Origin of the sequence: Thiofilum sp., from assembly GCF_016711335.1 — a bacterium.
Classification (GTDB): Bacteria; Pseudomonadota; Gammaproteobacteria; order Thiotrichales; family Thiotrichaceae; genus Thiofilum.
Map to the genome: position 1 here is coordinate 3,998,929 of NZ_JADJTF010000001.1, position 16,908 is coordinate 4,015,836.

At 44.8% G+C, this 16,908-nt stretch carries 20 protein-coding genes and 3 pseudogenes; 9 read left to right on the forward strand and 14 right to left on the reverse strand.

Annotation, left to right across the window (positions count from 1 at the left end):
• Window positions 1–2: 2 nt before the first annotated feature.
• From nuoE to ndhC, 5 genes and pseudogenes are all read right to left on the reverse strand, one after another.
• A complete protein-coding gene (gene nuoE / locus IPL34_RS18705) occupies window positions 3–515 on the reverse strand; it encodes an NADH-quinone oxidoreductase subunit NuoE (RefSeq protein WP_296843012.1) in 513 nt (170 codons plus the stop codon).
• Window positions 515–1,768 (reverse strand): NADH-quinone oxidoreductase subunit D, encoded by a 1,254-nt coding sequence (locus tag IPL34_RS18710; RefSeq protein WP_296843013.1) that lies wholly within the window; start codon window positions 1,766–1,768, stop codon window positions 515–517. Before IPL34_RS18710 ends, nuoE begins: the two co-directional genes overlap by 1 nt.
• Window positions 1,768–2,472: an NADH-quinone oxidoreductase subunit C gene (locus tag IPL34_RS18715; protein WP_296843014.1), complete on the reverse strand. Its 705-nt coding sequence runs from the start codon at window positions 2,470–2,472 to the stop codon at window positions 1,768–1,770. Before IPL34_RS18715 ends, IPL34_RS18710 begins: the two co-directional genes overlap by 1 nt.
• 8 nt (window positions 2,473–2,480) lie before the next feature.
• On the reverse strand, window positions 2,481–2,957 hold the full coding sequence (locus IPL34_RS18720; RefSeq protein ID WP_296835775.1) for an NADH-quinone oxidoreductase subunit B family protein: 477 nt from the start codon (window positions 2,955–2,957) through the stop codon (window positions 2,481–2,483).
• Window positions 2,948–3,303, reverse strand: a pseudogene (gene ndhC / locus IPL34_RS18725) (NADH-quinone oxidoreductase subunit A). Before ndhC ends, IPL34_RS18720 begins: the two are co-directional and overlap by 10 nt.
• 390 nt (window positions 3,304–3,693) lie before the next feature.
• On the opposite strand from ndhC, the gene IPL34_RS18730 reads away from it, so the two are divergent.
• From IPL34_RS18730 to IPL34_RS18745, 4 genes and pseudogenes are all read left to right on the forward strand, one after another.
• Window positions 3,694–4,677, forward strand: a complete 984-nt coding sequence (locus IPL34_RS18730; RefSeq protein WP_296835781.1) for a tripartite tricarboxylate transporter substrate-binding protein — start codon at window positions 3,694–3,696, stop codon at window positions 4,675–4,677.
• Between the two features lie 18 nt (window positions 4,678–4,695).
• Window positions 4,696–5,136: a tripartite tricarboxylate transporter TctB family protein gene (locus IPL34_RS18735; protein WP_296843015.1), complete on the forward strand. Its 441-nt coding sequence runs from the start codon at window positions 4,696–4,698 to the stop codon at window positions 5,134–5,136.
• A 12-nt stretch (window positions 5,137–5,148) separates the two neighbouring features.
• Window positions 5,149–6,659 (forward strand): annotated as a pseudogene (locus IPL34_RS18740) (tripartite tricarboxylate transporter permease).
• A 25-nt stretch (window positions 6,660–6,684) separates the two neighbouring features.
• Window positions 6,685–7,715: pseudogene (locus IPL34_RS18745) on the forward strand (AbrB family transcriptional regulator).
• A 2-nt stretch (window positions 7,716–7,717) separates the two neighbouring features.
• On the opposite strand, the gene IPL34_RS18750 reads toward IPL34_RS18745, so the two are convergent.
• From IPL34_RS18750 to IPL34_RS18765, 4 genes are all read right to left on the reverse strand, one after another.
• Window positions 7,718–8,914, reverse strand: coding sequence for a hypothetical protein (locus IPL34_RS18750; RefSeq protein WP_296835795.1), 1,197 nt, complete (start codon window positions 8,912–8,914; stop codon window positions 7,718–7,720).
• Window positions 8,915–9,094: 180 nt separating this feature from the next.
• On the reverse strand, window positions 9,095–9,673 hold the full coding sequence (locus tag IPL34_RS18755; RefSeq protein ID WP_296843016.1) for a cupredoxin family protein: 579 nt from the start codon (window positions 9,671–9,673) through the stop codon (window positions 9,095–9,097).
• Between the two features lie 2 nt (window positions 9,674–9,675).
• Window positions 9,676–9,819 (reverse strand): hypothetical protein, encoded by a 144-nt coding sequence (locus IPL34_RS18760; protein WP_296843017.1) that lies wholly within the window; start codon window positions 9,817–9,819, stop codon window positions 9,676–9,678.
• 28 nt (window positions 9,820–9,847) lie between these two features.
• On the reverse strand, window positions 9,848–10,153 hold the full coding sequence (locus IPL34_RS18765) for a hypothetical protein (RefSeq protein ID WP_296843018.1): 306 nt from the start codon (window positions 10,151–10,153) through the stop codon (window positions 9,848–9,850).
• 193 nt (window positions 10,154–10,346) lie between these two features.
• Here IPL34_RS18765 and IPL34_RS18770 point away from each other — a divergent pair, with 193 nt between their 5' ends.
• Window positions 10,347–11,288, forward strand: a complete 942-nt coding sequence (locus IPL34_RS18770; RefSeq protein ID WP_366931086.1) for an FAD-dependent oxidoreductase — start codon at window positions 10,347–10,349, stop codon at window positions 11,286–11,288.
• A gap of 217 nt (window positions 11,289–11,505) precedes the next feature.
• Here IPL34_RS18770 and IPL34_RS18775 read toward each other — a convergent pair whose 3' ends face one another.
• The gene (locus IPL34_RS18775) at window positions 11,506–13,062 is read right to left on the reverse strand and encodes an ATP-binding protein (RefSeq protein ID WP_296835802.1); all 1,557 of its coding nucleotides are present in this window, start codon (window positions 13,060–13,062) and stop codon (window positions 11,506–11,508) included.
• Window positions 13,063–13,161: 99 nt separating this feature from the next.
• Between IPL34_RS18775 and IPL34_RS18780 the strand changes: the two genes are divergently transcribed.
• Genes IPL34_RS18780 through IPL34_RS18795 form a run of 4 tightly spaced genes read left to right on the forward strand, consistent with a single transcriptional unit; the run spans window position 13,162 to window position 15,004 of the window.
• Window positions 13,162–13,569, forward strand: coding sequence for a PaaI family thioesterase (locus IPL34_RS18780; protein ID WP_296835805.1), 408 nt, complete (start codon window positions 13,162–13,164; stop codon window positions 13,567–13,569).
• Between the two features lie 52 nt (window positions 13,570–13,621).
• A complete protein-coding gene (locus IPL34_RS18785) occupies window positions 13,622–14,191 on the forward strand; it encodes an FAD-binding protein (RefSeq protein ID WP_296843019.1) in 570 nt (189 codons plus the stop codon).
• Window positions 14,163–14,669: an FAD-linked oxidase C-terminal domain-containing protein gene (locus IPL34_RS18790; RefSeq protein WP_296843020.1), complete on the forward strand. Its 507-nt coding sequence runs from the start codon at window positions 14,163–14,165 to the stop codon at window positions 14,667–14,669. Before IPL34_RS18785 ends, IPL34_RS18790 begins: the two co-directional genes overlap by 29 nt.
• Window positions 14,603–15,004, forward strand: coding sequence for an FAD-linked oxidase C-terminal domain-containing protein (locus tag IPL34_RS18795; protein ID WP_296843021.1), 402 nt, complete (start codon window positions 14,603–14,605; stop codon window positions 15,002–15,004). The genes IPL34_RS18790 and IPL34_RS18795 overlap by 67 nt, the downstream gene beginning before the upstream one ends.
• Before the next feature lie 165 nt (window positions 15,005–15,169).
• On the opposite strand, the gene moaB is transcribed toward IPL34_RS18795, so the two are convergent.
• The 4 genes from moaB to IPL34_RS18815 form a co-directional block, all read right to left on the reverse strand.
• Window positions 15,170–15,700, reverse strand: a complete 531-nt coding sequence (gene moaB, locus IPL34_RS18800) for a molybdenum cofactor biosynthesis protein B (RefSeq protein ID WP_296843022.1) — start codon at window positions 15,698–15,700, stop codon at window positions 15,170–15,172.
• 333 nt (window positions 15,701–16,033) lie between these two features.
• Window positions 16,034–16,183, reverse strand: a complete 150-nt coding sequence (locus tag IPL34_RS18805) for a hypothetical protein (protein WP_296843023.1) — start codon at window positions 16,181–16,183, stop codon at window positions 16,034–16,036.
• A gap of 118 nt (window positions 16,184–16,301) precedes the next feature.
• The gene (locus IPL34_RS18810; protein ID WP_296843024.1) at window positions 16,302–16,487 is read right to left on the reverse strand and encodes a HAMP domain-containing sensor histidine kinase; all 186 of its coding nucleotides are present in this window, start codon (window positions 16,485–16,487) and stop codon (window positions 16,302–16,304) included.
• A 174-nt stretch (window positions 16,488–16,661) separates the two neighbouring features.
• Window positions 16,662–16,908: hypothetical protein (locus IPL34_RS18815; RefSeq protein WP_296843025.1), on the reverse strand; the 247-nt coding region annotated here is incomplete at its 5' end.

A 16,908-nucleotide genomic window follows, 5' to 3' on the forward strand; every position in this document is an offset into this window, starting at 1 on the left:
CCTTACTCCAATCCAGCTAGAATCTCATCCACCTTTTCAGGGGTGAGATTCGTGTAATACACATGGTTAATTTGCATCATAGGAGCACTCGCGCAGGCCGCTAAACATTCTTCTTCGTTTTTCAAAAAGAACTTATGGTCAGGAGTACGCTCTCCAATTTTTACCCCCAATTTAGTCTCAATATGCTCTACGATCTGATCTGAGCCGCATAACATGCAGGACACATTAGTACAAATAGAAATACTGTATTTTGCTGCCGCTTGCGGATCTAGCTCATACATAGAATAAAAACTAGCGACTTCATACACCGCAATGGGTGGCAAACTTAAATAATCTGCAACTGCATCCATCTTCTCAGTAGAGAGATAGCCATCGGTGTGCATGACTGCTCTTAAAGCCGCTAATAAAGCAGAACGCTTTTGCTCCGGTGGATAACGCTTGAGCCAATGATCAATTTCATGGCGTTCATGTTCGGTGAGTAAATCGCGTTTACGCGCTAAAGGACTCTGATTCACTAGCGATCTACCTCCCCAAAGACAATATCTTGTGTACCAATTAATGTAACTACATCCGCCAACATATGACCACGCGCCATTTCATCTAAACCGGATAAATGCGCAAAGCCCGGCGCACGAATTTTCAGCCGATAGGGTTTATTAGCGCCATCAGAGACAATATAACAGCCAAACTCCCCTTTAGGATGTTCTACGGCTGCATAAGACTCCCCTTCAGGTAAGCAATAGCCCTCAGTAAATAGCTTAAAGTGCTGAATCAAAGACTCCATATCCTGCTTCATATCAGTGCGCTTAGGCGGAGTAAACTTAGAGTCTTGCAATACCACAGGTCCCGGATGCGCTCGAAGCCATTGAATACACTGCTGAATAATACGATTAGACTGGCGCATTTCTTCCATACGTACTAGATAGCGGTCGTAGCTATCACCGTGTGTACCAATCGGAATCTCAAAATCCATTTGGTCATACACCGCATAGGGTTGGGTCTTACGCAAATCCCACTCAATCCCTGAACCGCGTAACATGGGCCCTGTGAAACCCATTTGCATAGCACGTTCAGGGGTTACCACACCTATACCCACTAAACGCTGCTTCCAAATACGATTATCGGTCAATAAGGTTTCGTACTCATCCACATAGGTAGGGAAGCGTTCCGTAAAGTCTTGTAAGAAATCGAGTAGGCTACCCTGACGATTCGCATTAATGCGTTTTAATTCTGCTTCACTACGCCAACGCGAGGCTTGATACTGAGGCATCACCTCGGGTAAATCACGATATACCCCGCCCGGACGATAGTAGGTTGCATGTAATCGTGCACCCGATACCGCTTCATACGCATCCATGAGATCTTCGCGTTCACGGAAGGCATATAAGAACATAGTCATCGCACCCACATCGAGCGCATGTGCACCAATCCAGAGTAAGTGATTGAGAATACGGGTAATCTCATCAAACATAGTGCGTATATACAGCGCCCTAATGGGGGGAGTAATACCCAATAATTTCTCTAGCGCCATGACATAGCCATGCTCATTACACATCATGGACACATAGTCGAGACGATCCATATAACCAATACTTTGATTATAGGGTTTGCTCTCAGCCAGCTTTTCAGTACCGCGATGCAACAGACCAATATGAGGGTCGGCACGTACTATGACTTCACCATCCATCTCTAGTACTAAGCGCAATACACCGTGAGCGGCGGGATGGGCTGGACCAAAATTGAGGGTATAATTACGAATTTCTGGCATTATTGCGCCCCCTCATGCTCACGAATGACGCGTGGAACTAAAGTACGCGGCTCAATGGATACAGGTTCATACACCACACGTTGCGTTTCAGGGTCATAGCGCATTTCAACTTGACCTATTAGCGGGAAATCTTTACGGAAGGGATGACCAATAAAACCATAATCGGTCAAAATACGGCGTAGATCGGGATGACCATCGAACATAATACCAAATAAATCAAACGCTTCACGCTCGTACCAATTAGCTGATGACCAAACCTTAATCAAAGACGGAATACGCGGAAAGCGATCACTCTCACACCAAGTCCGTACTCGAATACGTTGATTTTTCGTGACTGACAATAAATGCACTACTACCGCAAAGCGTCCGGGGAATTGCTCTGGCACTGTTAATTCGACCGCTTCCTCTTCTGCAAAATCAAAAGGGTCTGGATCATTAGAGGTTTGTACTGCGCGACTGAAGCCGCTACCCGTAGCATGGGTTACATCCCACTCACTATTGCCATAAGCGAGATAGTCCACCCCACACAAATCAATCAACTGCTCAAACTGTGTGGCATTGTCATAGCGGAGGAAATTACAGACTTCTAACCATTGCTCAGGAGGCACATCTAAGGTCAGCTCATTTAAGACTAATTTGGAACGTAAAATACGTGCACCCAAACCATCCTTTAAATACTCATTGAGTTTCTCTAAGTAATTCATAGTCAGGGCTACCGCGCAATCGTATTAGTACGACGAATTTTATTTTGTAACTGGATAATGCCATAGAGCAATGCTTCCGCTGTAGGCGGACAACCAGGTACATAAATATCGACAGGAATAATACGATCACAACCCCGCACTACTGCATAGGAATAATGGTAATAGCCCCCACCATTCGCACACGACCCCATAGAGATAACCCAGCGCGGTTCCGCCATTTGGTCATAGACTTTACGTAAGGCTGGCGCCATTTTATTAGTGAGTGTCCCCGCTACAATCATTACATCCGATTGGCGCGGACTAGGACGAAATACAATACCAAAGCGATCAAGATCATAACGCGATGCACCCGCATGCATCATCTCAACCGCGCAACAGGCTAAACCAAAGGTCATGGGCCACATCGAACCTGTCCGCGCCCAATTGATCAACTTATCGGCTGAGGTGGTGACAAACCCTTTTTCTAGAACGCCTTCTATTCCCATTCCAGCGCTCCTTTTTTCATTCATAAATAAAGCCAACAATTAAAATGCCAAGAAAGATAGCCATAGCCCCTAAACCAGCCATGCCAATCTCTTCTAAAGCCACAGCCCAAGGAAATAAAAAAGCGATTTCAAGATCAAAAATGATAAATAGGATAGCAACGAGATAATAGCGCACATCAAACTTCATCCGTGCATCATCAAAGGCATCAAAGCCACATTCAAACGCGGAATCTTTAGCAGCATCGGGGCGGCGGGGTCCCATCAATAAACCTAAACCTAAGAGCACTACAGCTAAGGCTAGACCAACCCCTAAAAACAATAAGATAGGTAAATACTCTGCTAACATGATCACTCCTAGTGATGCTGCAATCCAAATGTTGGGGGCAACAATAGTATTGACTATAAAGAGAACTCGTAAGACTGCCTATTCATCTGTATAGATAGACATCACTGACTCTTAGAGCAGCCCTAATATACCCTATTTTATATAGGCTATTATGCTTTTATCCAGCCCAGCTAACTTACGGTAAGAGATGTACCGTTTGGTATATCCAATAGACGCTAACATAACAATAAACGCAGCTAAATATAAGTTAGTGAACCTAAAAAAACTAGCGTACTTACCTCCTTCTCACTCAGTCATGACAGGTTAATGACAGCTTAAGACCTTAGACTAAGCACCAAGGCACTACTTTGGCCTGACGTGTCGTGAATATATGTCTAAGAGGAGAATCTAATGAAACGTTTAGTACTGGCAAGCGTACTTGCCCTCGCCTATTTGAATCCTTTCTCAGCCTTTGCCGCTAATCCTGAAAAACCTGAATGTGTGGCTCCAGCCAAACCGGGCGGTGGCTTTGACCTTACCTGTCGTATTATTCAAACCGGCATGTTAGAAGCTAAAACCCTTGAAACACCTATGCAAGTGACCTTTATGCCCGGTGGCATTGGTGCAGTTGCTTATAACCTATTTAATACCACACGTACCGATGATCCTAATGCGGTTGTAGCTTTTTCAAGTGGTTCTTTACTCAATATTGCTACCGGTAAATACGGTGAGTGGACTGAAAAAGATGCGCGTTGGGTCGCTATGGCAGGAACGGATTACGGTGCGGTAATTGTTAAAGCAGATAGCCCCTATACTGACCTCAAAGGCCTGATGGAAGCACTCAAGGCAGATCCTGCTAGTGTGGTAGTCGGTGCAGGTGGCTCGGTTGGCTCGCAAGATTGGATGAAAGCCGCATTACTAATGAAAGCAGCCGGTGCTGACCCGAAAAAAATGCGCTATGTCGCTTTTGATGGGGGTGGTGAGTCTATCGCAGCTTTACTCGGTGGCAATATTGGCGTCTACACCGGCGACATCGCGGAAATGGCGGCACATTTAGAAGCTGGCACGATGCGCGTTTTAGCGGTCATGCACAGTGAACGTCTTGGTGAACCTTTTGACAAAGTACCGACCGCTAAAGAGCAAGGCTATGATGTGCAATGGGCTATTATTCGTGGCTATTACATGGGCAAGAATGTATCGGATGATGCTTACAATGCTTGGGTAGAGCTATTTAAGAAAAGCTATGAAAGCGATGCGTTCAATAAGACGGTTAAAGACAAAGGCTTATTTAAGCTCAATTTAGCTGGCAAAGAAATGGAAGAGTATGTCATGCAAGATGTGGCTAAACTGCGCACTATTGCAACGGAAATGGGCTTACTAGAAGCACCTAAATAATTAGGGGAGTAACTCACTATGGCAGACAGAATATTTGCCGCCATTACTCTCCTAGTAGTAGTGGCGTATGGATGGGCAGCTTTTATGCTGATTAAAGCGCCCTTTCAATATGACCCTTTAGGTCCTGAGTCTTGGCCGCGTATTCTGTCCGTCATTGCGGGCTTATGCTGCCTTTGGATTATCTTTAAACCCGATGTTGCTCACTTTGATATTACCCATAATGCTTTAGTACGTATTACCCTGATGGTTTTACTACTGATTGGTTATGCTTATCTGTTTGAACATTTGGGCTTCATTTTGGCTACGGCTGGTTTTTGTATTGGAGCTGCCTACTTATTAGGAGCAAAACCCGTATCAGCCCTCATTTTTGGTGTGGCTACGGGGATTATAGGTTATGTAGTAGGTGCTAAATTGCTCGCTCTTAATCTACCTGCTGGCATTTTTAAAGGCTTGTTCTAAGAGGATTATGCGATGGATGTTATTTTATCCGGCTTAGGTCAAGGCTTTGCCGTTGCCTTACAACCCTTCAACTTATTTTTAGTTCTGATCGGATGCTTTTTGGGCACTCTGATTGGAGCGTTGCCGGGCATTGGTCCAATTAATGGGGTCGCCATTTTATTACCGATTGCTTATGGCTTAGGTTTCCCCCCTGAATCGGCATTAATTTTATTGGCCGGTATTTATTACGGTGCTGAATATGGGGGACGTATTTCCTCTATTTTGCTCAATGTACCGGGGGATGCTGGAGCGGTAATGACTACCTTAGATGGTAGCCCCATGGCTAAGCGCGGCGAGGCAGGTCGAGCATTATCTTTATCCGGTGTAGCCTCTTTTGTGGGCGGTTCTATATCGATTATTTTAATGACACTTTTTGCCCCTGCTTTAGCTGCTTTTGCGGTGCAGTTTAGCCCCGCTGACTATGTGGCTTTAATGGTATTTGCATTCACCTCCTTAGCTTCATTAGTGGGTAAAAATGGTATTAAAACCCTTTTAGGGGCAATTATAGGATTAATGATTGCTTCTATTGGTATTGATGCCAATACGGGTGTGATGCGCTTTACTTTGGGCAGCCCTGATCTGATGGCGGGGATTGACTTTCTTGTCATAGTAATTGGTCTATTTGGCATGGCGGAATTACTCCATCTAGTAGAATCCTATGCACGCGGAACTTTAAAAACGCTCCCCGTTGATAGCACCTTTGTTTCATGGGCCGATCTTTTTAAAGTTAAATGGGTAATGCTGCGCTGCTCTATTATTGGCTTTATTGTAGGGGTATTACCCGGAACGGGTGCATCAGTGGCGTCTGCGGTTTCCTATGGGACAGAAAAACGCTTAGCGGGTGAGTCTGGCAAGAGCTTTGGTACGGGTGATATTCGTGGATTAGCCGCTCCTGAGTCAGCTAATAATGCCTCTGCAGGTGGCGCTATGGTTCCTATGCTCACCTTAGGGATTCCGGGGTCTGGTACGACGGCTATCTTATTAGGCGCGTTATTACTGTTTAATATCACCCCATACCTATGTTATTCCAGCAAAAGCCTGAAATTGCTTGGGGTCTTATTGCCTCGATGTATATCGGTAATGTGGCTTTATTAGTGATTAATCTACCGCTTGTAGGACTATTTGCTCGCTTACTCACCATACCACAACAATATCTCACACCTATGATTGCTGTGTTAGCATTCATTGGGGTTTATTCGGTAGTGGGTAACCCTTTTGATCTATATCTAGCTGTCGGTTTAGGGGTATTAGGTTGGGTGTTAAAGAAACTAGAGTTTTCATTAGCTCCGGTCATTCTAGGCGTAGTATTGGGTCATTTATTTGAAGACAACTTACGCAGAGCACTCTCTATTTCAGGAGGGGATTGGTCTATTCTAGTGCAATCGACTAATAGCATTATACTCTATGTATTTGCCGTACTGGTCGTGGCTTTACCCATTGTTATTAGCCGTGTTATGCGAGCACGTCAGTCACAACGCCCTTAACTAATGTAGTATTATCAATATAATTATGAAGTTACCTTCCCGCATCATTTCGCAAACACTACTATTGGGTTTGTTAGGTGCGGGACTAGGAACACTACTCAAGCTCCCCGTCGCTCCCCTGCTGGGGAGTGCTATTTTAGTGTCTATTGCAACGCTGGCGGGGCTTAAGACCGCTAGCTCGAATCTGTTACGCAATATCAGCTTTGTGGTTTTAGGTTGCTCGCTAGGCAGTGGGATTACACCGGAAAATCTAGCGCTGGTGGGACGTTGGCCTCTAAGCTTACTGGCGCTTACTATCACCGTTATCTTAATGATGTATGCCAATACTTGGCTCTTAGCACGATTCTATGGGCATAGTGTAGAAACAGGTTTACTCGCCTCCAGTCCGGGCGCCTTGTCCTCGGTCATTGCTTTAGCACAAAGTGGTTACGGTAATGAACGCGCCATTATTGTCTTGCAGGGATTACGCCTGATATTAGTCATGGCGGTTTTACCTGTGATTATTGGAGGCTTAGATTTACAAGGCACTAATAATACTGCTGCACTACAGGGGGTAATGGCTTATGCACTATTACCTAGTTTATTTGCCAGTGCTTTTCTATTGGCTTTAGTCCTAGACAAAATTCACTTCCCTGCTGCTTATATTATGGCGGGCTTAGCTCTCAGTGCTTTAGGGCATGGCACTAGCCTCATTAAAGGTATCATGCCACAACCGCTTATTGTGGCTGCCTTTATTGTAATCGGTAGCAGTGTAGGTACTCGTTTTAACGGTATGCAACGCCATGAGTTAAAGCTCTACACCGGAGCTGCGATAGCGAGTGTCACATTAAGCAGTATCATTGCGGCTATGATGGCTTATGGGGTCGCCCTATTATTGCAATTACCGTTTGGACAGGTATGGGTTGCTTATTCTCCGGGGGCGTTGAGGCGATGGCGGCGGTGGCAATGGCTCTACACTACGACCCTGCTTATGTAGCTATACATCATCTATCACGTATTGTGGGGCTGGTGCTCACGTTACCGTGGATTATGACTTGGCTGAAGCGTAGTTCTTAGGCTCAATAGGGCATTACCATCACCCGCCCTACCATGCCTGCTCCATATTGACCGGGTTGTAAGGAAGCAAAATCCACATTGCCTACCTCCGTAAATTGCCAAATCAACTCTCCACTGTGTCCGGGGGCTAACGTCAAAAGTGGATTGACAGGAGTACTAGGCTCTAGCACTAATTGCTGTGCTAAAGTGCGTAAGGGAGCACTTTGCCCTAGAGTCCAGTCTTGTTTCACTAAGCCTCGGTTATGAATCACAAAGCGGATGGTTTCATTTTGCCTTACCATAATCAGATTAGGCTCATAGCGTAATGAATCCAACATGGTAATTTCGACCACACGATCCACATAAGCCGCCTCACCATAGCGCCCAATCGCTGGAGCACTATAATGATCTTGTGCGGAGCTAAAGCTAGGTATTTTGCTTAAATGACGGCTTGATGAGGCAACGGTTGCCTGTGGTGGTACAGAAGTGAGTATTGTGGGTTCTAGGGGTGCTTGACCTGTTAACTCTGCACCGACTAGCTGTTCTAACTGCTCACGCTCAGCCGCTTGAGCCACTACTTGTTCAGGGGTGGGAAGTGGACTTGGTATAAATTGAGTTGTTAAAGCAGTACTAGAGTCATTAGAGGCTGGTGCATGAGGATGATTTACGGTAGAGACCAGCGTAGGAGAATCATGGACTATAGTCTGAGGGTTTAACGCGACAGGGTTAATGTCTTGCTGTTCATGGGCTAAGGGGTCAGGATAGGCTTTAAAGTACTGATGCGCGGCTAAAGACCCCGCCCCCACTAATACTACAGCAGCGGAAGCATAACTTTTCCAATGCCCTAACGTGTCTTGCTCCACACTCCACAACAAAGCCACTAATGACATAATAAAACCTAAGGGCACTACCCATAAGCTACGATCCGGTGAATCAGGAAAGTGCTGTAATCCTCCGGTAAATAATCCCAAGCCAATAGCTAACACAGTACCTAGGATTAAGGATTTGATTAAACCATTATGATTGAAACGCTCCGCAGTAAAATACTCAATCATTTGTCCCAAAACGAAAAATACTACGCCAATGCCTGCGGTCATCAAGGAACGAGTATTGCTAAAAGCGCCATGACTGACAGCACCGGCAATAAAGCTGATGCCGATATAACGGCACAACATCGCAATATGTTGTAAAGACAATGTAGTAGATGAACCCGCAAACATACCAACCCCTGCACTATCATTATTACTATGCAATGAGGATAATCTGTCCTCATTTTTAATAACTCAGATTGTGCCGCTAAGTGGGTAGTTAATAAGAGCAGGTTTTGTGCTAACGGCTATAGTTAGCAGACTGAAATCGGAGTGTTTAGTAATAGCCGTGCACTTAATAGCTTTTGAGTATTAAGAATCTTTTTTCACCGTCACCGCGCCCCTCATGCCTGCTTCAAAATGTCCGGGCTGTAAACATGCAAAATCCACTGTACCGGCTTGAGTAAACTGCCAAATGATTTCACCCTTTGCTCCCGCTTCTAGCGCTACCATATTAGGATCATTGTGCTCCATATTGGGAAACTTAAGCATTTGTGCCGCATGCTCTTTTAAGAATGCTGGATCACCTAAAGTCAGCTCGTGTTTTAATTGCCCTTTATTTTCCACAATCAAAAGTACTGTTTCACCTTCTTTAACATTAATAGAGCTAGGCTCATAACGCATCGTGTCATCCATAGTCACATGAATAACGCGCTCGACCTTAGCTGGATCACCTGCTTGACCAATAGCACTAACTTGGGTTCCATGGTCGTGTGCACTGTGATCGTGGGCTGAGTGGTCATGAGACGGAGTAGCGCTCGTATTGCTAGCTTGTGCTACGACTGGTGCAGATGGCGCTACATGATCATGAATTGAGTGATCGTGTGCGGCTGATTCTTGCCCTGTAGTAGATTCTTGTGTGACTACCCTCACCATGACTGTGACCACCATGATCATCTACCCAAGGGGTTCGCTGTAAAATACTGATGTGCCCCTAATGAAATCGCCCCTACCACCACAAACGAGGCGGCTGCATAGCGCTTAATATTACCCGTGAGTTGCTCCTTATTCATCCAAATCAAAGCCGCTAAAGTCATAGCAAAACCCAGTGGTACGACCCATAAACTACGCTCTGGTGAATCGGGGAAATGCTGCAAACTTCCCGTAAAAAAAGCCCATCCCTATGGCTAAGAGTGCGCCTAATAACAGCGATAACCCCAAACCTCTGGTATCTCCCTTTTGGCGTGTCTCAATAAACTGCCCTATGAGAAACATAACAACCCCAATACCCGCCGTCATTAGGGAGCGCAAACCCGAAAACACGCCATGACTCACTGCCCCTGCGACAAAGCTAATGCCAATATATTTGCAAATCATCGACAAATGTTGACTCGCAAAACTACCTTGGTGCGCTGGCTCCGTACTTGCCATAGTGGACTCCTATTTAGATGGATAGCTTAATTTATAAGCCCAATGTTGGGACTTTAGCCAGTCAGTATTGTGAGTTATCAAGGTTGATTGTCAATTATCCCACTAAAGTACTCCCCTATTGTCATACTTGACTTTCAAGGGTCTGCCCTGCATAACCCTTTCCATGCATACATCTTTTTTCTAAGGTAACAACATGACTCATATCGCCGTGATTGGTGCAGGTTTTGCGGGACTAACCGCGATTCGCACCCTGCGCAAACTAGACAAAACCATTGATATTACCCTCATTTCACCTAAGGCCGAATTACATTACCTGCCTAGTACCATCTGGATTCCTAGCGGCTTACGGACTCGTGAAGATGTGGTGATTCCACTCGATAATTTTCTCAAACGTATGAATGTGCAATTTAAAGCCGCAAAAGTAACGGGCTTAAAAGACGGTGGACGCACTATCGAAACCGATCAAGGTATGGTCACTAGCGACGGCGTTATTATTGCCTCCGGTGGACAATTTATAAAAAAGCTCCCCGGCATTGAACACGCTATTACGCCCTGTGAAGGGGTCGATGCAGCGGAAAAAATCCGTGATCGTTTAAAAGCACTGCAAAGCGGCACGATTGCTATTGGTTTTGCAGGTAATCCTAATGAGCCTACTGCGATGCGCGGTGGCCCGATGTTTGAATACCTATTTGGCATTGATACCTTATTACGCAAGCAAGGTCGCCGTGACCAATTTAAATTAGTCTTTTTCAGTCCCGCAGAGAAACCCGGTAATCGCTTAGGCGAAAAAGCGGTAGCAGGCTTAATGGCTGAAATGGAAAAGCGCGGTATAGAGCGTCATTTAGGACATAAAATGAAAGGCTTTGAGGCGAATAAAGTCAAAACCGAGGGTGGTGAATTTGCTGCTGATTTGATTTTATTTATGCCGGGTATGACGGGTAATTCGTGGTTTGATAATAGTGAATTACCGCGCTCTGCGGGCGGTTTAGTACAAGCCGATAAGCATTGTAAAGTAGCAGGCTTGGATAAGGTTTATGTGGCGGGCGATTCGGGTAGTTTTCCGGGACCTGATTGGATGCCTAAACAAGCGCATATGGCGGACTTACAAGCAGAAGCGGCTGCAAAAATTTACTAGCTGAAATCAAGGGTAAACCTGCCGATCATACGTTTAAAGTCGAGCTGATTTGTATCGTGGACTCGAATGAAAAAGGTATGTTGATTAAACGCACTGAGACAGGTAGCACACTATTACCTAATTGCCGTGCATTCCATTGGGCAAAACGTGGCTTTGAAAAAGTATATTTGCGCAAATACCGTTAATGCACTTGAGCAGGGTTAGGTATTTAACACGCCTAATCCTGCTCAATGGCAAAGCCGACAATATTACGTGTGACCTTACTAAACTCCACACCAATTAAGTATAAGGGCTGATTCAATGCCCGATACTTGTCCGCATAGCGCTTGTCATGGATTTGTCTAAGCGCTTCGCCCTCTGAGCTATGCTCAAGCACTTTGAATTCAAATAAGTAAATGCGCCCGCTGAATTTCACCGCCATGTCTAGACGCCCCAAGCTCGAACTATCTTCGACTATGGTGTCAATCCCTAGCGCGGCAAAATGGGAGTAAAAAATGGAAGCATAGTAGCCTTCATACTGCGCTAATACCCCTCGGCTGCTGTCATACCATTGATGCGGAATACTGGCGAAAAAGGCGTGGAATAAGCCTTGGAGTTCTTCTACCGCATTACGTTGCAGGATTTTAATCAGGTTAATACGATTGCGTAGAGCCAAGCTTTCATTCACCCCATAGGCACTCAGTAGGCTGCTATTGAGACTGCTTTTCACTTCATGATTGGGGTAGCCCAAGGTGTAAAACCAATAGCCGAGCAGGGGTTGTTCGACTTGATGAATAGTTAAATAGCCCGTTTGAAACAACAGCGCTTCATTACTGATATGGTCAATATCAAAGGCTGAGAGTAGGGCTTCATCGGATTGGAGTTGTTCTAAATTGGGAGTGAAGAATTGATTATTGGCTAGGTGGCGAATCAGGAAGGTGGGTGTTCCCGTTTCAAACCAGTAGTTTTTAAATTCGCGGCGATCAAACAGATTGAGGACATCAAAGGGATTATAAACGCCCTCCCCTAGCCAGTTATATCCGTTATACCAATAGCGAATACTGTCTCGGTCTAAGCCCTCCAACTCTGGGGCAAACACGGTGTCTATATCCTGATCGGTATACCCGCATAGGGTGCTGTAGCGTTTATCAAGAGTAATATCTTTGAGGTTGTTCAAGCCCGAAAATAAGCTCACCTTGGAGAATTTAGTCACTCCGGTCAATAAACTAAATTTGATCTTGGCGTCATAGTCTTTGATCGTACTGTAAAAACCGCGTAGAAAATCTCGATTCGCACTCGCTAATTCACGATTTTCGAGCGCGTCTAAGATGGGTTTGTCGTATTCATCGATTAGAATCACTAAGGGTAAATTGGTTTGCTCGGTCAACCTATCAATCAAATCCGCAAAACGCCCCCCCACATCCTCTAATCGCGGTGGCATATCTAAAATACGCTCAAAATAACTTAATTGCTGATGCAGCGACTCTTTTAATGCAGAATGAACATTATAATTATTACGCCCAAAACTAAAGCGTAGTACTGGATATTGTACCGACCAATCCCATTGATCGTGGATGGCTAAGCCTCTAAATAGAAGTTCATTGCCTTCAAACAGTTCTTTAAGCGTATCCAGAAATAGGCTCTTACCAAAGCGACGCGGACGGGAGAGAAAATAGTGTTTACCTGACTCTATCAGACTAAGGGCTAACGCGGTTTTATCGACGTAGTAATAGTTATTTTCACGAATTTCGCGGAAGGTTTGAATACCGATGGGCAATTTTTTACGTGCTGTCATGGTGAGCTAAGACCTAATTGGACGTAAGCCTAGTTTAGCACGCTTCTCTAGGGCGCTAACTTTCTTTACTATCCCACTAAACTATTAGCGAGGATAGCTATGCTTAGTGCACAACAACTCAATACCTTTTTATCCCATGAATTCCCACAATGCCCAGCCGTAGTCGAGCAAGTCGGTGAGCGCAGTAGTACGGTGCGCTATAAAGTCGATGTTTCCGCATTGCGTCCGGGAGGCACGGTATCAGGACCTACCATGATGTTACTCGCCGATGTAGCCTTATATGCAGCCATTTTAGGAACTATTGGTTTAGTGCCTCTAGCCGTTACCACCAATCTCAATATTAATTTTTTACGTAAACCTCAGGCAGATAAAGACCTAATTGGCGTTTGTACCCTACTTAAATTGGGTAAAGTGCTGGCAGTGGGTGAGGTGAGTATTTATTCAGAGGGTGAAGACGAACCTGTTGCCCACGCAGTAGGTACTTATTCTATTCCGCCCAAGCAATAAACTGCGAATTACCGTAAGCTCTAACTCAATGCTTCTTTCTTGAGACACTATCATGACCGCTAGACACGCTGCTGCTCTACAAGCTTTTGCTGATCATTTTGGCAAAGACTTCTCCACGAATCTTACTACTCGCCAACAACACGCCCATACTCAGACTTGGCTGACTAACCAACCGGCGGATGGGGTGTTATTGGCTCATAATAAGCAGATGCTCATTGATGCGGTTAAACTGGCGGCGAACTATCAGTGTCCCATTATTCCTTTTGGAATTGGTTCGTCTTTAGAGGGTCATGTCAATGCACCGCTCGGTGGGGTGTGTATTGATCTATCCACTATGAATCAAGTACTCGAAATTCACGCTGAGGATTTAGCAGTTACCGTGCAACCCGGCGTTACGCGAGAAGCGCTTAATCAAACTTTACGTCATACAGGACTATTTTTCCCCATTGATCCTGGGGCTAATGCGACCTTAGGCGGTATGACCTCCACCCGTGCCTCAGGCACTAATGCAGTACGCTACGGCACAATGAAAGATGTCATTTTAAATCTAGAGGTGATCACGGCTACGGGTGAAGTGATTAAAACCGCCAGTCGTGCCAAAAAAAAGTGCGGCAGGCTATGACCTCACACGCTTATTTATAGGTGCTGAGGGGACTTTAGGCTTGATCAGTGAATTAACCGTCAAAGTGTTTGGTCGCCCTGAAGTAGTCGCAGGTGGAGTATGTGCTTTTCCTAGTGTCAATGCCGCCTGCCTTGCCGTGATTCAAACCATTCAATATGGTATTCCGGTGGCACGTATTGAGTTGCTGGATGAATTACAAGTCAAAGCGTGTAATAACTATTCCAAACTCACTATGCCTGAACAACCCACGCTATTTGTCGAATTTCATGGTAGTGCCTTGGGGGTAGCAGAACAGGCTGACACCTTTGCCGAGATTGCGAAAGAACACGGCGCTGATACTTTTTTAATTGGTCTAGTGATGAGAGCCAATTATCTCAATTATGGAAAGCTCGCCATCAAGCCTATTTTGCAGTGCAATCGTTGCGCCCTGACTGTAAGCCTTGCGCCACCGATGCCTGTGTACCGATTTCAAGATTAGCCGATTGTGTAGCTGAAACCCGCGCCGATATTGAAGCAACAGGTTTAATTGCGCCTATAGTTGGGCATGTGGGTGATGGTAATTTTCATGTGTCGCTATTGATTGATGTAAACAACCCGCATGAGATTGAAAAGGCTGAAAGCTTCATGGCTCGCCTGAGCGAACGTGCTATTAAAATGGGCGGCACTTGTACGGGCGAACATGGCATTGGTCAAGGTAAACAAAAGTATTTAAGTGCTGAATTAGGAGAGAACACAGTGGAAGTGATGCGCCTGATTAAACGAGCACTGGATCCACACAATATTATGAATCCGGGGAAGATTTTTAGTCTTTAATGTAATACCTCTTTAATGCATATCAAGCTAAGCTGCTTTCTAGGATAATGGGTAAGGGTTAACAGACCGTTTTGTCGCAGGGATGCGACAAAGAGCGTACAGGGATGTATTCACCGCGTGTCTGTTAAGCCTTACCCATTAGCCGCCTAGTGTACCACCAACCAATCACACCTCTAAAAATCGAGGCATTAACTCCACTAAATTGCACGGTTTATGACGGCTATCGAGTTGATGCACAATAATATGATCCCATCCGTCCTTACAAGCCCCCGGAGAGCCGGGCAAACTAAACAACACCGTACCATTAGCTAATCCAGCAATAGCTCTCGACTGTAAGCTAGAGGTCTTGATCAAGTTATAAGAAATCTGACGGAATAGCTCTCCAAATCCCTCAATTTCTTTGTCGTACAATACCTTAAGCGCTTCTGGCGTCACATCGCGTCCTGTTAAGCCAGTGCCTCCGGTAGTAATCACCGCATGAATCTCAGGATCAGCAATCCATTGCGACACAATGGCACGCAGCACATAAATATTGTCGGGAGCAATATGCTTAGCTGCCACCTGATGACCTGCCGCCTTAATACGTTCACACAATACTTGACCCGAAGTATCGTTTTCTTCAGTGCGTGTGTCGGATACTGTTAAGACCGCAATATTAATCGGTTTGAATGCGGCATTGGGGGGAGTATGTGACATGAAAGGCTCCAAACATATAAATAACTCAGCATCATGTCATGGAGAAAGGAAGCCTGCCAATAGGCTCATTAGCAGACTCAAGAAGGAATGAAGCTATTCAAAAAGAAAGGGTAGTAGCAACCACTCTAGCCACTACCCTAGGGGCTTCGTCCCTGAAACCGAAGGGCTTCCATAAGCGGAGAAACAATACAAACCAACAAGATTATTACCCTAAGGTGAGAAATAAACTTAATTAGTATAATTTAATAACCCTTAAGCACGTTTAGCCTTTGATTTTTTAATTACTTTTTTTAGCCTTAATATGTTTAGCAGGCTTTTAGCAACAGATTTCTTTTAACTTTGTGCTTTTGTAACATGACCCTTTTTCATGACTTTAGCTGTGGGTGATTTAGTCATAGTGCTAGAAGCTGCTTGAACTGAACTCATGCCTAATGCGGTAGCTAATGTAACTGCTAATGCCAGTGTTGCCATTTTGATTTTCATTGACTATTCCCTTTTATAACCTAAATTTTTCATCAACCCTGATTATGATAATCCATAACCTTGAGACATAGACTAACAAGCTAATTATTAAAAACGACTTAAAAGGTTAGCCCTTTTGTTATTTACAAAAGGGGAATAATGATAAAGGAAACTGTACTTGTACAATCAATCCCTTGCCGCTTACTGGTACACTCAACTGAATACTAGCCCCTAATTGCTGTACAATATTGTGCACGATGGCTAGACCTAGCCCTGTTCCAGCCGCTTGATGATTCGAGGCACGATAAAAAACGTTCAAACACATAGGGGCGCTCAAGTTCTGGAATACCAATCCCGCTATCCTCCACCCACAACTTTATATGCAGCGGATTAGTAGCCAGTCCTACCTTAATCATGCCTCCGGCGGAGTATATTTGATGGCATTATCTAATAAGTTTTTTTAATAAGATAGTTAAAGCAGACTCATTAGCTAAAATAGTTAAGGGTTGTTGGGGCAACTCAGCATTAACTCCAATTGATGGCTTTTAGCACTGACTTGATAGTCCTGAGTAATATAGGACACTAGATTATTTAAGGTCACCCATTCCTTTTCTAAATCAGGCATATCATGACGTGCAAGTGTTAATAACTGCTCCACTAGGTAAATAGCCCGCTCAATACGCTCACCTAGCTTTTGAATCGCCTGCAACCGTTGTGGCTCTGTTTTTGCACGCTCTGCTAATTGA

Coding starts and splice junctions, on each gene's coding strand:
- IPL34_RS18765 (WP_296843018.1), bottom strand. CDS start 10,153: ATGGCAAGTACGGAGCCAGCGCACCAAGGTAGTTTTGCGAGTCAACAT.
- IPL34_RS18715 (WP_296843014.1), bottom strand. CDS start 2,472: ATGAATTACTTAGAGAAACTCAATGAGTATTTAAAGGATGGTTTGGGT.
- IPL34_RS18780 (WP_296835805.1), top strand. CDS start 13,162: ATGCTTAGTGCACAACAACTCAATACCTTTTTATCCCATGAATTCCCA.
- IPL34_RS18750 (WP_296835795.1), bottom strand. CDS start 8,914: ATGTTTGCGGGTTCATCTACTACATTGTCTTTACAACATATTGCGATG.
- IPL34_RS18735 (WP_296843015.1), top strand. CDS start 4,696: ATGGCAGACAGAATATTTGCCGCCATTACTCTCCTAGTAGTAGTGGCG.
- moaB (WP_296843022.1), bottom strand. CDS start 15,700: ATGTCACATACTCCCCCCAATGCCGCATTCAAACCGATTAATATTGCG.
- IPL34_RS18770 (WP_366931086.1), top strand. CDS start 10,347: ATGACTCATATCGCCGTGATTGGTGCAGGTTTTGCGGGACTAACCGCG.
- IPL34_RS18720 (WP_296835775.1), bottom strand. CDS start 2,957: ATGGGAATAGAAGGCGTTCTAGAAAAAGGGTTTGTCACCACCTCAGCC.
- IPL34_RS18810 (WP_296843024.1), bottom strand. CDS start 16,487: ATGTGTTTGAACGTTTTTTATCGTGCCTCGAATCATCAAGCGGCTGGA.
- IPL34_RS18730 (WP_296835781.1), top strand. CDS start 3,694: ATGAAACGTTTAGTACTGGCAAGCGTACTTGCCCTCGCCTATTTGAAT.
- IPL34_RS18755 (WP_296843016.1), bottom strand. CDS start 9,673: ATGGTGGTCACAGTCATGGTGAGGGTAGTCACACAAGAATCTACTACA.
- IPL34_RS18785 (WP_296843019.1), top strand. CDS start 13,622: ATGACCGCTAGACACGCTGCTGCTCTACAAGCTTTTGCTGATCATTTT.
- IPL34_RS18760 (WP_296843017.1), bottom strand. CDS start 9,819: ATGACTTTAGCGGCTTTGATTTGGATGAATAAGGAGCAACTCACGGGT.
- IPL34_RS18710 (WP_296843013.1), bottom strand. CDS start 1,768: ATGCCAGAAATTCGTAATTATACCCTCAATTTTGGTCCAGCCCATCCC.
- IPL34_RS18805 (WP_296843023.1), bottom strand. CDS start 16,183: ATGAAAATCAAAATGGCAACACTGGCATTAGCAGTTACATTAGCTACC.
- IPL34_RS18775 (WP_296835802.1), bottom strand. CDS start 13,062: ATGACAGCACGTAAAAAATTGCCCATCGGTATTCAAACCTTCCGCGAA.